This is a genomic window from Halorientalis marina (assembly GCF_023028345.1).
GTDB classification, from domain to species: Archaea; Halobacteriota; Halobacteria; order Halobacteriales; family Haloarculaceae; genus Halorientalis; species Halorientalis marina.
This window is the reverse complement of the sequence record NZ_CP095490.1, coordinates 337,002-350,366: the sequence shown is the minus strand read 5'-3', so window position 1 is coordinate 350,366 and position 13,365 is coordinate 337,002. Positions and strand designations below refer to the sequence as shown.

Sequence of the window (13,365 nt, the reverse complement as noted above, 5' to 3'; positions counted from 1 at the left end):
AGTTCCTCAACTCAGTGCCTCGAATCCTGAAATACCCCGATTCACTCGATTATCGTCGTGTTAGCCGCTGAAATTGCTCGACGGGGAACCAGAAGGGTCTGGCATCAGGCTGTACCACAGTTATCAGAGTCCCGAGGGAAGCCTATGAATTAGAATTGCTCAGTAGGCCCAGCGGATTCCTCCTCAACCTGATCGTACATCTCGTCCGGGAACGGAAGGCTGCCCCAAATGGAGTAGGGACACTGGTCCTGGCCGATGCAGTAGCGCTGCAGATCGTCGTTATCGCAGTTCATCGGCAACGGCGTGTCGCCGTCGATCGTGTTCGAGAACTCGTATCGAACCTGGTACTCGGTCTCCTGTTCGTCGTACCACGGCCACCGGGAGAAGACACCCTTGAGGTCCGCGACGATCTCGTCGAGGCTGCTGTCTTGGTACTGCGGCAGCCACATCACCATCCGCGCGAAGTTGTAGAGGTCCTTCCGGACGGGCTTCTTCTCGTGTAGCCGCTCCTCCATATTCGCCATACAGGGAAGTTCGAAGAGGTCCTCGATCTCCCGGACCTCGATCTGTTCGGCGCCGGTTCCGGCTCGCCCGATTCGGTACGTATTGACGCGCCCGTCGCGATCGATCGTGACGGCCGAGTGGGACTCGTGGTCGGCCAGCGTCTTCGCGAGACTGCTCGGACTCGAGATCCAGTCCGTTACAGAGGATTCCCAGTCGTCCTCGGCGTCGTACGCCGTAACCGCTCGGTAGAGCTCCTTCGCCGTGTGGAACTCGCCCTTTTGCGCCACGTCGTCGGGGGCGTCACTAAGGGCCCGTCGGAGGACGCGGATCGTCCGTTCTCCACGGTCCCAGTTCCGCCAGATTCGCTCGTGATGGCCGGTCTCGAGGAAGCGGTCGATCCGCTCCGTAATCGCCGACTCGTTCGTGGTCAGCCACGATAGCTGGTCGTCGGAGAGTCCGTCTTCTTGCACCCGCAGGAGCTTCTTGAACGCCCGCTCAGCGTAGTCCCGATACTTGCTGTCGAAATCACCGACCGGGACGTACAGCTTGTTGTCTTTCACTCGCGTCAGTATCTCCCCACCATCGTCACTCCCCGTCGACGCCTCGTCCTCCCGAACAAGGCATTTGCGTGACGCCGCAGCCATCGGGATTTCGAGGTAGAGGCCATCCCCGAACTCCGGCATCTCCGTGATGCCTGTACAGACCCGACCCGGATGCGGGCCATCCTCACCTGGCTCCTTGCTGTACAGTACGTCGGCGATGTCCTGCTGGAGTGACCCATCGCCGTGGGCGCGGATGAGGGAGGCGAGATTGTTGACGTACAGCTCCCGGATGTCGTAGAGTACCTGGATGTTCCGGGGTGACGCGTGCTCGAACTTCGGGTGTTCTTTCACACAGATCGCACTCAGCGTCGCGAGCACAGCAAGCGTCCCCGGTTCGTCGACGAACGGCTCCTCGGCAGCATCGGCACGAACCTGCTCTTTGAACGCCGCCGTCCCGAACCGCTCGACGTCGTTCACGAGGTCCTCGGGTTGGTCCTCGCCGTCGACGACGTATCGGTTGTAGCCACGCGTAAACAGCTGGTTGATGCGGGTCTCACCGTACTCCAGCGGGAGTGCCGCAACCCGATACGCCATCTCCTCGTCGTCGGTGGGCGTACTCGGACTCATTCGTCGATCACCTCCGGTGTCGCCGACCGAACGTTGAACGCCGGGCTCTCGATGGGTTGAACGATGCTACAGACGTCGGCGTGCAGCGAGTAGGGCAGGCGAGCGACACGCCGGCGGTCGGCCGTCACGACGGGATCGATCGGGATGTCGTACGTCTCGAGGAGGAGGTCGTTCAACACTTCGCGACTCTGCTCGTCGTATCGGTGCGCCGGGTCGGTATCCAGCAGGTAGACGTGGACCCCCTGCCCGCTGTAGACGACCATCGTCTCCTCGGCGTCGAAATCGTCCTCAAAGATGTCGCGCACCTCGAACCCGTACTCGATGGCGCGGTCGACGTCTTCGAAGGCGTATGGATACCCCTCGGGAGCGGTGTCGAGGATACCCGCAGCGTCGAGGAGCGCATCGTCGTCCTGATCATCGACGGCCGCCGACACCATCTCGTCCGCTCGGTCTCGGGCGATCTCTTTCGCGTCGATGTCGACGAGGAGGACCCAGGGTCGTTCCCAGTGATCCAGCGCGTAGTAGACGGCGTCGGGACGTGGGTCCGGTTGTTCCAGCACCTCCGGATCAGCAAGCGCGAACTTGCTCCGCCCCAGCGGGTCGTTGCGAGCGGGGTGTTGAATGAAGTCGACGACGTCCTCGAAGTCGTTGAACTCGGATGTCGTTCGGTCCCCCGACGGATCTGTCTGCCACGTATCCCGCCGGATGAAGTCCTTGTCCGGCACCCCGTCTTTGCGCACCGGGTGGGACTCTCGGAAGGCGATGGCGTACTGTTTCGGACCGGTCGCCGTGATGAATTCCGGCAGGTCGTCCAGATAGCGGGGGAACTCCTCGGCGTAGTAGGCGTAAATCTCCTCGCGGGTCGCCTGTCGCCAGGTCATTGGTTGAGTTCTTGATCGAGATTTTTGAAGCCCCGAACGGTGGTCAGGCCCGCAGCATCGAACTCGTCGACGGCGTCTCTGATGGTCGCGAACGACCGTGCCGCCCGCCCGCTGACCCGCTCGCCGATCCGATCGGCGTCGGCAAGGCTATCCAGGACGTCGAGCGCCGTCTCGCGATTGTTGAAGGCCCAGATTGCGTCGGCGTCCACCGCGCTGAGTTTGTCGTAATCCTCGACAGGGGCGTGCCGGTTGTTACTCGCGAGCTCTGCTTCGCCGGCCCAGACAAGCTCGCCGTCCTCGTCGAAGCTGGCCACGTCCAGTACGGTGCCGTCGTCGGTTTCGTAGTACGGTTCCACGCGAACGATGTCGTTCCGCTGGTGGAGCCACAGCTCGAGGAGCCGGACGCCAACCTTGTGTGGCGTTTTCTCGCCGAGATCGCCCGCTCCTGGCCCCGCCTTCAACTCTCTCCCGAGGAGGTCTCGACCGTCTGGGAGGACGGTGTAGTACTTGCGCCCGGCCGCGGAGTCCGCTTCCAAGAGGTCCTGTTCCGTGAGCCGCTCCATATGGAGGTCGTCGTATTCGTCCCGAAGCTGGCTCATCCTGTCCAGTAGTGTGTACTCGTCGTCCTCTCTGTTCATAACGTCGAGAACCCGAGTTAGGAACCGGACGTCGTCACGACTGAGACCCCGCTTTCGGAGTTCGTCATCAGGAACGGGCACGCTGCTTTCCTGGACGGGCGTTGACCCATTCACCGGTTGCGCTGCTTGGTCGGCGGCTCGTTCCTCGTCCGTCTCGGTGGCCTGCCCGAACAGGGGGCTCATCTCTGACTCGTCCGCATCTGGGTCGCTGTCCGTCTCGGGTTTGGGGGTCGACGTCGACGCGTCCTCGGTCGTCGATTCGGTGATGAACGCGGATTGCGTCGTGTCCGTTCCCGAGTCGCCGTCAGCAGCCGAACCCGTCGCCTCGGCACCCGAACTCCCCCAGCCAGTCTCCTCTGGGGAAGTGCTCGACTCAGTCGGCTCTGTCAGCCCGTACTGGGCCTGTGTCCGCTCGACCATCCGTGGCCGGGACACGGACTCGAAATGGTCTTCCTGGGGCTCTGTGAGCGGCTGGTCGCTTTCTGGATGCCCCGGCGCAATCGGGAGCGGTTTCAGCGAAAACGGCGGCGGACCAGTCTCGCCGAACGATGGACTCGGGAGCTGCGCAATCCACTCGCCACTTGGGAGCGTGTTGATTCGGTTGCGGAGTTCGGTCGGGCTGAGGTCCTCGTGGGCAAGCGACTCCGCGAGGTCGCGTTCGATCGAGATGTTGCCAATGAGCTTCGTCTTGATGTTGTTCAGCACCTCGTCGTAGGCCCGCTCGTTCCGGTTCCGCACCTGTTCGGGGAACTGCATCACGAGTCCCATACTCAGCCCGAACGATCGGCCCTGCGGCAGTAGCTGCTCGGAGACGAGCTTCGTCGACGCGACCGGCGCTGCCTCCTCGATGATGAGGTTCGTGAGCTTCTCGTAGTCGGTCTGGCTGTCGCGTCGGCGCACCTGCACGGCGTCCCAGAGGTTGCTCAACAGCAGGAGTGTGATCGCGCGCTGTGCCTCCGGCCGGAGGTCGCCGAGGTCGAAGATGATGGTCGCGTCTTCATCGAGGAACTCGCGGAAGTCAAAGCGGTTGTCAACGTACTCGCCGGCGTCGTTCTGCTCGGGAACGTGGCTGAAGATCCGGCGGAGATGCGCGTCCTCTTTGAGCTTGTCGAGGCGGTTCCCGACGGCGTCCATCGACACCTGGAACTGGTGGTTGTCCTTCGCGAAGTGGCGCGTCAGCGATTCCTCGATGTTCTGGTTGTCCGCTGAAACCGGGGGAATCGTCTGGTCACGCTGCATCCGGAGGGCAGCAGCGAAGAGATCGTCCAGCCCGAACACGTCGCTCCCGTACTCCTCGTCGAACAGCGCCTTGATCAGATAGCTCAGAATCTCGTTCGCGACGAACGCCTGCCCGTACTGCTCGCGACCCATAATCATCCGAAGGATGTCGTGGAAGTGGTCGACCTTGTCTTGAATCGCGTCCTCACGGTTGCGGCCCGCTTCGAGCGCCGGGCGGATGTCGAAGAACGAGAACGCGGGGATGGTCTCCGGGACGCGGAAATGGTAGACGTCGTCGAGGCCACCGAACCGCTCGTAGTGGCAGCGCAGGTAGTTCTCACACATTCCGTCCCCCTTCGGGTCGACGAGGACGACGGGGCCACCCGTCGACTCGCGAAGCGAAAGGGCGTCGTTGATGATGGCCTTCGACTTCCCGCCACCAGTCGACGCGAACCGCCCGTAATGCGTCGGCAACAGGTCCGGCGGAATCCGAATGGGATCCGGCCGTGGCTCACCGTTCTCGTCGAGCGCGTAGCCGATTGCCATCCCGTCTTGGAACTGCTGGATTAGATCCGGATTCGGCCACGGGAGCGGGTTCCGACTCTGCTGTTCGGCCCTGGTTCCTCGCGTCCCTTCGACGGTCAACTGTTCGGAGGAGGGAACGAGGACGAAGTTCGCGAGCTCCGTTCCACAGAGGACCAGCTCGGGGCGGGTCTTCCCCCGGCCCGTCGTTAACTCGCGATTGAGGAGGCGCTGGAGAGCGGCCCGTGCCTTCTTCTCTTTCGTCTTCTCACGGAAGCCGCTGTCCCGGAGGCGTTGCCCCTCGACCTCGTAGAACGGACCATCAAGCGGGTCGAACACCGGGAGGAGCGAGTCCATCCGACCATCGAGGTCGTCGCGGGTGGTGTCGGTGGGGACGCCGACGGCCCGGATGTTGACCGTGAACGACCGTTTGGCGTTCTTCGCGTCGATGTACTCGATGCGCTTCTCGACGGCCTCGCTGAGCTGCCGGTCGTCCTGGTCGCTCCGTTGCTCCTCGACCTCGAGCAACGACCCGACGACCTCCTGGAAGAACGTGTCGCGGCCGTCGACGAGGTCCTCTTTCCGTACCTCCGCGTCGGATTGCCAGCTGGCACGCCGTTGGAAGACGACCTGGAACGCGGTCGGCGCTGTCGCCTCCATCAGGTGGTCGATCAACGACGCCAGCGCCGCACCCGGTTCGTCGACGGACGAAAGGTCGCCGTTCGTTTCCTCCGCTGTGAACGGCGTCAGCGAGGTCATCCAGTCCTGCTTCCGCGACGCGGCGCCACACCACCGAACCCCGAGCGGCGAGACAGCGTCTTGTGCCGGGCGAGCCAGAATCGTTCCCGCCGGTGTCATCGTCGGCTTCTCGATGGCCCGTCGCTCTTCCTCGTCGTCTGGAAGTGCATCGGGCGGCGCTAGTTCCAGGGTTGAGTCCCCAACAGTCACGTGATGATCGGGGACGCTCGTGGCTGCTGTACCGCCGTCGACAACGGGGTCTGCTTCGGATGACTCGGCGTCCGCTGATTCCTCGTCGACGATATCGTACTGTTCTGCCGGGCCAAACTCGTACTGCAGCCGCCCAGCCTCGTAGTGGTCGACGAATTCCTGCGGTGTGAACTCGACTGGCTGAATGAGCCGAGCGGCGACGTCGACGTCGACGCGCTCGATGTCGAACGTGGCCGGATAGATGGAGCGGAGGCGCTTCTCGAGCGTATCGAGATGAGCATCGGCCCCGTAGAAGAACTCTACCGGGTCGTCCGGGCCATCACTGATCGCGAGGAACTCGAATCGGGGTGGTGTCTCACTGTGTAGTGGGTTCAGCTTCGCCCCGAGGCCCGACGAACCGGGCGTGGTCAGCTTGTGGAGACTGTCGAGGACGCGGGAGATGCTCTCCGGGTCAAGTCGCTCGGATGTCGGCGTGACGCGCAGGTACTCAGCCATCGTTGGTCTCCTCCGTCGACCCGCCGTCTGGCTCAGCTTCGACGGCGTCTGAGCCCTCGTTCAGTTCGCTCGTTTCGTTCGTTCCGTACGTTGCTCGATGCTCGAGCTCTTCCTGGAACTCCTCCATCTCGGTATCGACGGCCTCATCGCCGGCGCCGGGCAGCGAGGATCGAACTTGGGAGGTCGGGTCGAAGTCGATGACCTGCTTCTCCTTGGGCATCGCTTTGACCTGGATGCCGCGCCACTCGCCGTCGACGCCTACCAACGCCTCGGAGAAGCCGGCGTCCTCGTTGCCCGGCACGGCATCTTGGACGAACCGCATCTGTGCGTAGTTCAGGCCGAACTCGTCGGCCCACTCCTCGTCCATCCCGTCGAGGCGGTGGAACTGCTTGACCGCACACTGGTCCAGAATGGCCTCGCTCTCGGCGTGCTCGAAGAACTCGTCGACGGTCTGCGTGACCAGCCGAATCGAGAGGTCGTGGTGCCGGTGGTGGCGGAACACCGTCTCAAGGAACGCCAAGCTCGCGGCGTCCTGCATGATGTAGCGTGCCTCGTCGATGTAGAACACGACCTCCTTCTCCGAGACTTTCGCCCGCTCGTACACCAGCGAGATGAGTAGCTGCATCGTCAGCGCCGTGCTGCTGTCGACGCTGCCCTCCTGCTGGGCGAGGTCGAGGTAGATCACCTTCTCGTCGCGAATGTCGAAGTCGGACTCTTGGCCGAGGTTGGCGTGCCGACCGTCGTCCTCGAAGGGGCGGAGCTGGTCGAGGAGCCACGTCGCGTCCTCCTTGATCTTCCCGGCCTCCTCGTCGGACCGGACAACGAATTCCTCGGGGTCGTCAACCATGTCCTCGAAGACGTCCATCATATCCTGAATCGTCGGACTCGGGTTGTCGTGCGTCGAGATGTCGTCGGTGATGCCGTTGCGTTTGTACGCTCGCTTGAGCCCGAGTTCGAGCGTCGTCCGGCGGTCACCCAGCGAGATGCCCCGCAGCGCGAAGAAGTTCGTCAGGAAGCTCATCGCGTCGTCGAGCTTCTCGTTGAACGGGCTCGCGTCCTCGCCCATCGCCCGCTGGACGTGCTCGGGCGTCTCTCGAATCTCTAGGGGATTGAGGCCGAGCGTCCCGCCGACCGTGATGCGTTTGGCATCGAGCGCTTCGGCGACCCCCGCCCAGTTGTTCAGCGGCTCAAGGATGATGCCGATGCGATCCTTGCTCTGCTCGATGGAGCGGATGAAGTTCTGCTTCGAACTGAACGACTTCCCCGAGCCGGTGTCGCCAACGGTGAACATCGCGTAGCCGTTGTCCCGGGCGAACGGGTCGATGACCACTGGGCTCTGGTTGTCCTTATGAATCCCGAACTCCACCCCGCCTTCCTCGAGAATCGTCGCGTTGTGCGGCGAGGACAGTAAGGCGCCGACGGCGCCGCCGAGCGCAATCGACGTCCGCCCGAACTCGTTGTCGCCGATGGGTGCGGCGGACTGAAGTGCGAGATCCTGCCGACAGATCGCCGTCTTCGGTGTGAGGTTCGCCGGGTCGTCACGGAGCGCGCTCTTGACCTTCTGGACGGCGTCCCTGAGTTCCTCCTTCTCGTCGGCTCGTACCGTGATGAACATCCCCTGGTCGAAGACGTTCGCGCCATTCTCGACGGCCTTGTACGTCGCTGCGGCCTCGTTGGCTCGTTCCTGTAGGTAGGCACTCCGCACGCTCTGTTCGAGGTCAGCGTCCACCTGGAGGTCGTCAGCGATATCCTGCAGTTCGTTCCGGGCCCGCTCCTGGTTCTTCGGCGTGATGTGGGCCGTCAAATCGAACTGCACGTCAGTCATCTCGAAGAGTTCGGAGAGGTAGCCGTCGTTGGGGTAGTCCGGGTAGTCAGCGATGTACAGCGTCGTCGTCCAATGCTCGCCGACCCGTGCCGCGCGCGTCTCCCACTCGATCGCCGCCGGCGCCGTCACCGTCTTGTGTGACTCAGCGATGTCGTCGAGGAGCTGGCGTTCGGCTTCTCCTTGTTCGATGGTCTCCTCGTTGAGCAGGTCCGAGAACTCGACCTCTTCCTCGTCGTCTTCGGTGTACCAGTCCCAGAGGAATTTCCCGCCGATCCCGACCAGTACCGCGAGCAGGATGTAGAGAGCCGCACCTTCAGCTGAGGTTGGGTTCGTGAGCCACTCTGTGAGCTGGCCGATGGCTCCGCTGCCCGTCTGGAGGACGAGGTTACGCATTGTGGTCATCCTCCCGGCGCGAATGGCCGATGATGGATTGTTCGCGAACGACGCTCTCTGCGTCGTCGTACTCGTGTTCGCGGCCGTTCCAGAAGTCCATATTCAACACGAAGAGCTCGACCGTACTGAGCCGCCGAGCGGACCAGCCCGACGCCTGCTGGATAAACTCCGAGCGCACGTCGTTGACCCGGCTATCCAGCTTCTCGAACATCTGTGCGCGGCGCTCGACGTCGGTGAGATCCTCGCGGCGGGTCACAAATGGGTTGAACAGGAACCCGATGACGGGGAACTGCGTCAGCTTCTCGGCCGGCGTCCCCTCGTCGCGGAAGCGGTCGTAGACCTCCAGCGGGGTGACCTCGACGCCGATGTAGTACCGCACCTGCTGGATGCCCCGTTCTCGCATCTCCTTCGGCCGTGTCTCCCGATACTCCTCGAGGAGTTCCCGGAAGATCGGATTTTCTTTGACGTCTTCGTCGTTCAGTCGGTCTTCGATGTTCTCCGTGATCTGTTCGACTGGGAACGAGCGGGTCGTGGCGTGGAGTTTGAGTTTCGAGTCCAGTTCCTTGTTGGCGAACTCTTCGCCAGCGTCCTGGAGCTGTGCCCAGTCGTCGGACATCGCGAAGTCCATGTTCCCAGGGTCGATCTCGATGAACGCCTCCATCGTGCCGTCGGCGCGCTGGATCGCGCCTGCCCCCGGCCACGCCCGCTCGATATTCGTGAGGTCCTGCGTCCGCTCGTCGGGCTTGAACGGCGTGTAGTTCGCGAGCCCGCCCTCGTTGCGCTCTGTCTCGTTGGTACTACTGTCGGCCTCCTCCGGGGCGCTGAACGTGATCTGGGGGCGCTTGACGTAGCGATAGACGTCTTTCGTCCACGTCCACGCGTTGAGGTGGTCAGGCGAGACGTAGACGATCGCGACGCCGAACCCGAACCCACCCGCGACGAACGGCAGGGCGAGTGATTCGATGCCGGTGAGGCCGGCGATGAACAGGCCGACGATCGGGAAGGCGATCAGGACGCCGACGTCGCCTTCCTCGATGTTGAGGTAGGGGATGCGACTCTCCTCACCGAACTGGTCCATGATGCGCCGTGCGGCTGCGTTTTCGTCGATGGACATGGATTGTTAGTAACCTCCAGGGTCGTTCTCGGTCCGCCGGTAGGACGGCGTCCCGCCGTCTTCGTCGCTGTTCGCGCCACGGGCTGCAGCTTTCTGCGCCACAGCGTGTCCCGCTGCGGCCTTCGGTCCCCATCGGGCCGCGGTCGTCGCGACGCCGGCGCCGCCGATGTAGGCTCCAGCGGCGACACCGCCGATGAGGGCCGCTCCTTTCGTCGCACCACCGAGAACCTTCGCCGTGAGTGGGGTCGCGTATTTGAACGTCTTCCACGTGACATAGAGCGCGACGAGAGGAAGTGAAGACGCGACGAGGTACTTGAGGAACGCTGTTCCCGGCGTCAACGTCCCTCCAGAGTAGAGTAGGTCGTATCCTTTGAGGACTATCGCCGCAGGCAGGGGTAGGATGGCCAGTGGGACGAACCGTTTGCTGAACCCCATCGCGACATCAGAGAGGACAGGAATGTTGCCATAGGCGACGGCGAACGCGATGGGCATCCCGTACAGGTAGACGTAGAGGAGAATCTGCCGGATGTAGAACAGCGCCTCCAGTGCCCACATCGAAATTCCTCCGATAAGAGCAAAGAGGAGACCAAGACCGGGGTTGGTAATCGACCCCGTTATGAACTGCAACATAGCAGAGCCCAGCGAGGACAGCTCCGGCATCAGGGCAATCGTGAACCCATCAACAAGGTAGAGCGCGAGCGCCCCAATCCAGTACCAAGTAATAATCAGAAAGGCTCCGACCCAGGCAGTCTTCTTGGTCTTCCGAGCCTCGTACGCACTCCCGATATTGAAGATGCGGATGGTGTGTCGTCCCTGAACGCTCATCACAAGTAGCAGCAGAGAAATCAACATGATCTCGCCGCCGATGAGCCCTTCTTGGATTGCTGGCCAAGGGGCGTTACTTGGTTCTCCAAAAATGAACGTCCCGTCAGTCTGGGGAGTCGGAGTGCCAAACATCTCTTCGGTCAGCGTCTGATACCCCGACCGAAGCCCGTCCATGAACAGACCGATGAACCAATCGACGACGTCTTTGAAGCCCTCGAGAACGACGTCTATCAGGTCCACCATCGTTAGGCCTCCGTGATTGAAACCTCGCAGTCACTCATCTCCGTGGATCCGGAGTACTGTACATCGAAGGATTCCGACACCTGGTCGCCGCCAACCTGGGTTCGGACTGTGACAGTGAACTGGCCGCTATTCCCGTCCGGGGAGCACCCCATTCCCTCCTCAGATTCGGACCCAAACGGGAACGAACCACTGAACAGGTCGGTAGTTTCTCCCGGCGAGATCACCACCTGCTCGGTTTCATACATCCCGCTACCTCGGGGATCTTCAACCGGGTTTGGAACATCACCGGAGAAAATTAACTCAACAACCGCTTCTGGTCCGCTTCCGGTGTTTTCGACGGTGACGTACGCTTCCCCGTTCTTTAGCCGATCCGTCTCGGTATCTCCGTAGACTTCGTCCCACGGCTTCTCAGGGTTATTCCGGTAAAGACCGACCTCTTGAATTCCAATTTCCGGCTGAATCAGTGAGGAACTCTCAGCTAGCGTTTCTTCACCGCTGAGAGCCACAACAGTATACTCTCCAGGCTCGTAAGAAGTTCCGATCTCGAAAGAGACCTGCTGTGACCCAGCAGCGGTTTCTCGCTGACCGAACAGTTCCCCATTCGGCTGGACGAGGTTGATCTGGTCGACTTCCTCCTCTGAGGAGTATTCAACGACGAGTTCTGTCCCCTCTACAGTGACTTGCTGGATGACTCCTCCTTCATCAGACGGTGTTGAGTTCCCATTACCCGGGGAATCGCCGTTGTTGAGGCATCCGGCCACGCTCACGAGAGCGGCGCCGGCAACTGTTCGGAGGGCGGTCCGTCTACTGAGGTGGGGATTGTCCTGAGTCATGGTTTCTGTCCGAAGATGTCTTCTGGGCCGAGCATCCGCAGGAGGCGCTTGCCAGCGTAGAACATCACGAAGAACGGCAGGAGCTGCCAGCCGACCTCGAACACCAGCGCAAACCAGCCGTCGATCGTCCCGAGTGGATGCCAGCGGGCCGTCGCGGTATCACTCACGTACGCCGGGTCGTGCCCGAGCCACGAGCCAGGGTGGTACCGAGCCGTGTAGATGCCCGGTTCGTCGATGGTCACGATCGCCACCCCGGAGGCGTTGGTCTCGACGCGCTGATCCGCGACCGTGATGTACCCGTTTCGGGTGGTGCCGCCGATTGGATACTGACGGCTATCGTCGAGCCCGATCGGCGCGCCAGTCTGATTATCCCGCAGTTCGACCCTAAGCGTCGCTTGCGACTGATTCTGATGGATGACCTTGACAGTGAGATTACTACGGCGGAGCTGTCGCTCGGAGCCGGCGTCCGGCTCGACGATTGACGCATTCACTCCCCGGACGATTCCCCCAACGTGCAGCGCCTCCCGATCGACGTTCTCAGCTCGAACAGCGACGCCGTACGTCGTCGTGTACGACTGGTTGACGATGTCGATATTGATGTTCCCACCGATGGTGCCGACTGGTGACGAGCGGTCAGTCCCCCAGGTCTCGATGAGTTCCGGTCCGTCTCGAACCGGCTCGGCACGCGGCCCGATCCGTGAGGGATAGGCGTGGACGTACACCGGAATCGCGTCTGACTCGACGGTGGCGCTATCCGTGCGATTCGACCGGACGAGCGTGTCCCAGTTGGTGTTCCGAGCGGTGTAGAACCGCCAGATGCCACGGACCCGTGCCTCACCGTCCTCCGTGAGCGTGTACCCCTGCCACGGCTGCGACTGGAAGATGGCCACGCCGGCATCGCCGTTCGGATACTCGGCGTAGTAGGGGTACGCCGAGAGGTCGTAGATCTCGACGGCGATCGAATCGGAGACGTTCCGTGTTTCCGTCCGATAGGTGATGTCGACGTCCGTTCGGTCACCCAGGTCGGTCCTGACGGTTTTCTTCAGCCGGACGCTAATCTCCGCTTCCAGCGTGAGATTCGCACTCCAGTCGTCCTCGATCTGGTAGTCGAGGGCTGGCGTATGGGCTCCGTCACGCTCGGCGATGGTCTCGCCGTCCTTCTTCAACCGGACTTCTTCGATCTCGTGCTCCGTGAGCGACCACGAGATAGTCGTGTTGCCGGAGGAACTCCCGTTGGGGACGCGAACGCGGTAATCAACGAACCCGCGCATCGTCCCATTCGGCGCGATGTAGAGTGGGGTTTCACCGGACTCGAGGTGGCCACGAGTAGAGGGCTGAACCGCGAAGATCGTCGCGTGAGCATCCTCGATGAAGACGCCGTCCTCGAGGTCTGCGTGCGGTGGATGTACGGACGTATCTGGGCCGCCGGCGTCGAGGTCCTCGAAGTCGTTCCGTGTCCACGTCGCCGCGGTCGCGGGCGGGCGTTTGAACGTGACGTCGGTCCCGTTCGCGACTTGGTGGACGGCGGAGCGGTCCTCGCCGTACCGCTGGCGGTACTCCTCCTGGCTGATGTAGTTGTCCGCATCACGTGACCACAGCGTTGCCGACTCGTTTTCCGTGAGCCCGTTCCCCTCCGTACCTGGTCGTGGCGGGTCAGCGGCGACGATACCCGTGACTAGGCTCGTCGCGAGCAAGCCGGCCATGAGCACGGAGAGCTCTCGATGGTTCATAGGGCTCGCAACGGGGACTGCGGAGTG

Annotated in this window: 8 protein-coding genes; all 8 read right to left on the bottom strand. The window is 62.3% G+C overall.

Going from position 1 to position 13,365, the window contains the following annotated elements; translation table 11 throughout:
- Window positions 1-149: 149 nt before the first annotated feature.
- Genes MUG96_RS23080 through MUG96_RS23045 form a run of 8 tightly spaced genes read right to left on the bottom strand, consistent with a single transcriptional unit; the run spans window position 150 to window position 13,338 of the window.
- Entirely contained in the window at window positions 150-1,673 is a 1,524-nt protein-coding gene (locus tag MUG96_RS23080; protein WP_246989554.1) for a primase-associated protein, read from the bottom strand.
- A complete protein-coding gene (locus MUG96_RS23075; protein ID WP_246989553.1) occupies window positions 1,670-2,554 on the bottom strand; it encodes a bifunctional DNA primase/polymerase in 885 nt (294 codons plus the stop codon). Before MUG96_RS23075 ends, MUG96_RS23080 begins: the two co-directional genes overlap by 4 nt.
- The gene (locus MUG96_RS23070; RefSeq protein WP_246989552.1) at window positions 2,551-6,375 is read right to left on the bottom strand and encodes an ATP-binding protein; all 3,825 of its coding nucleotides are present in this window, start codon (window positions 6,373-6,375) and stop codon (window positions 2,551-2,553) included. The genes MUG96_RS23075 and MUG96_RS23070 overlap by 4 nt, the downstream gene beginning before the upstream one ends.
- A complete protein-coding gene (locus MUG96_RS23065; protein ID WP_246989551.1) occupies window positions 6,368-8,602 on the bottom strand; it encodes a VirB4 family type IV secretion system protein in 2,235 nt (744 codons plus the stop codon). The genes MUG96_RS23070 and MUG96_RS23065 overlap by 8 nt, the downstream gene beginning before the upstream one ends.
- A complete protein-coding gene (locus tag MUG96_RS23060; protein ID WP_246989550.1) occupies window positions 8,586-9,707 on the bottom strand; it encodes a TraC-like domain-containing protein in 1,122 nt (373 codons plus the stop codon). The genes MUG96_RS23065 and MUG96_RS23060 overlap by 17 nt, the downstream gene beginning before the upstream one ends.
- A 6-nt stretch (window positions 9,708-9,713) precedes the next feature.
- On the bottom strand, window positions 9,714-10,775 hold the full coding sequence (locus tag MUG96_RS23055) for a TrbL/VirB6 family protein (protein WP_053772807.1): 1,062 nt from the start codon (window positions 10,773-10,775) through the stop codon (window positions 9,714-9,716).
- Between the two features lie 2 nt (window positions 10,776-10,777).
- Window positions 10,778-11,608, bottom strand: a complete 831-nt coding sequence (locus MUG96_RS23050; protein ID WP_246989549.1) for a hypothetical protein — start codon at window positions 11,606-11,608, stop codon at window positions 10,778-10,780.
- Entirely contained in the window at window positions 11,605-13,338 is a 1,734-nt protein-coding gene (locus MUG96_RS23045; RefSeq protein WP_246989548.1) for a DUF8186 domain-containing protein, read from the bottom strand. Before MUG96_RS23045 ends, MUG96_RS23050 begins: the two co-directional genes overlap by 4 nt.
- Between the last annotated feature and the right edge of the window lie 27 nt (window positions 13,339-13,365).

Excerpts from the sequence above, each read along its gene's own strand:
- MUG96_RS23080 (WP_246989554.1), bottom strand. The coding sequence starts at position 1,673 with ATGAGTCCGAGTACGCCCACCGACGACGAGGAGATGGCGTATCGGGTT.
- MUG96_RS23075 (WP_246989553.1), bottom strand. The coding sequence starts at position 2,554 with ATGACCTGGCGACAGGCGACCCGCGAGGAGATTTACGCCTACTACGCC.
- MUG96_RS23070 (WP_246989552.1), bottom strand. The coding sequence starts at position 6,375 with ATGGCTGAGTACCTGCGCGTCACGCCGACATCCGAGCGACTTGACCCG.
- MUG96_RS23065 (WP_246989551.1), bottom strand. The coding sequence starts at position 8,602 with ATGACCACAATGCGTAACCTCGTCCTCCAGACGGGCAGCGGAGCCATC.
- MUG96_RS23060 (WP_246989550.1), bottom strand. The coding sequence starts at position 9,707 with ATGTCCATCGACGAAAACGCAGCCGCACGGCGCATCATGGACCAGTTC.
- MUG96_RS23055 (WP_053772807.1), bottom strand. The coding sequence starts at position 10,775 with ATGGTGGACCTGATAGACGTCGTTCTCGAGGGCTTCAAAGACGTCGTC.
- MUG96_RS23050 (WP_246989549.1), bottom strand. The coding sequence starts at position 11,608 with ATGACTCAGGACAATCCCCACCTCAGTAGACGGACCGCCCTCCGAACA.
- MUG96_RS23045 (WP_246989548.1), bottom strand. The coding sequence starts at position 13,338 with ATGAACCATCGAGAGCTCTCCGTGCTCATGGCCGGCTTGCTCGCGACG.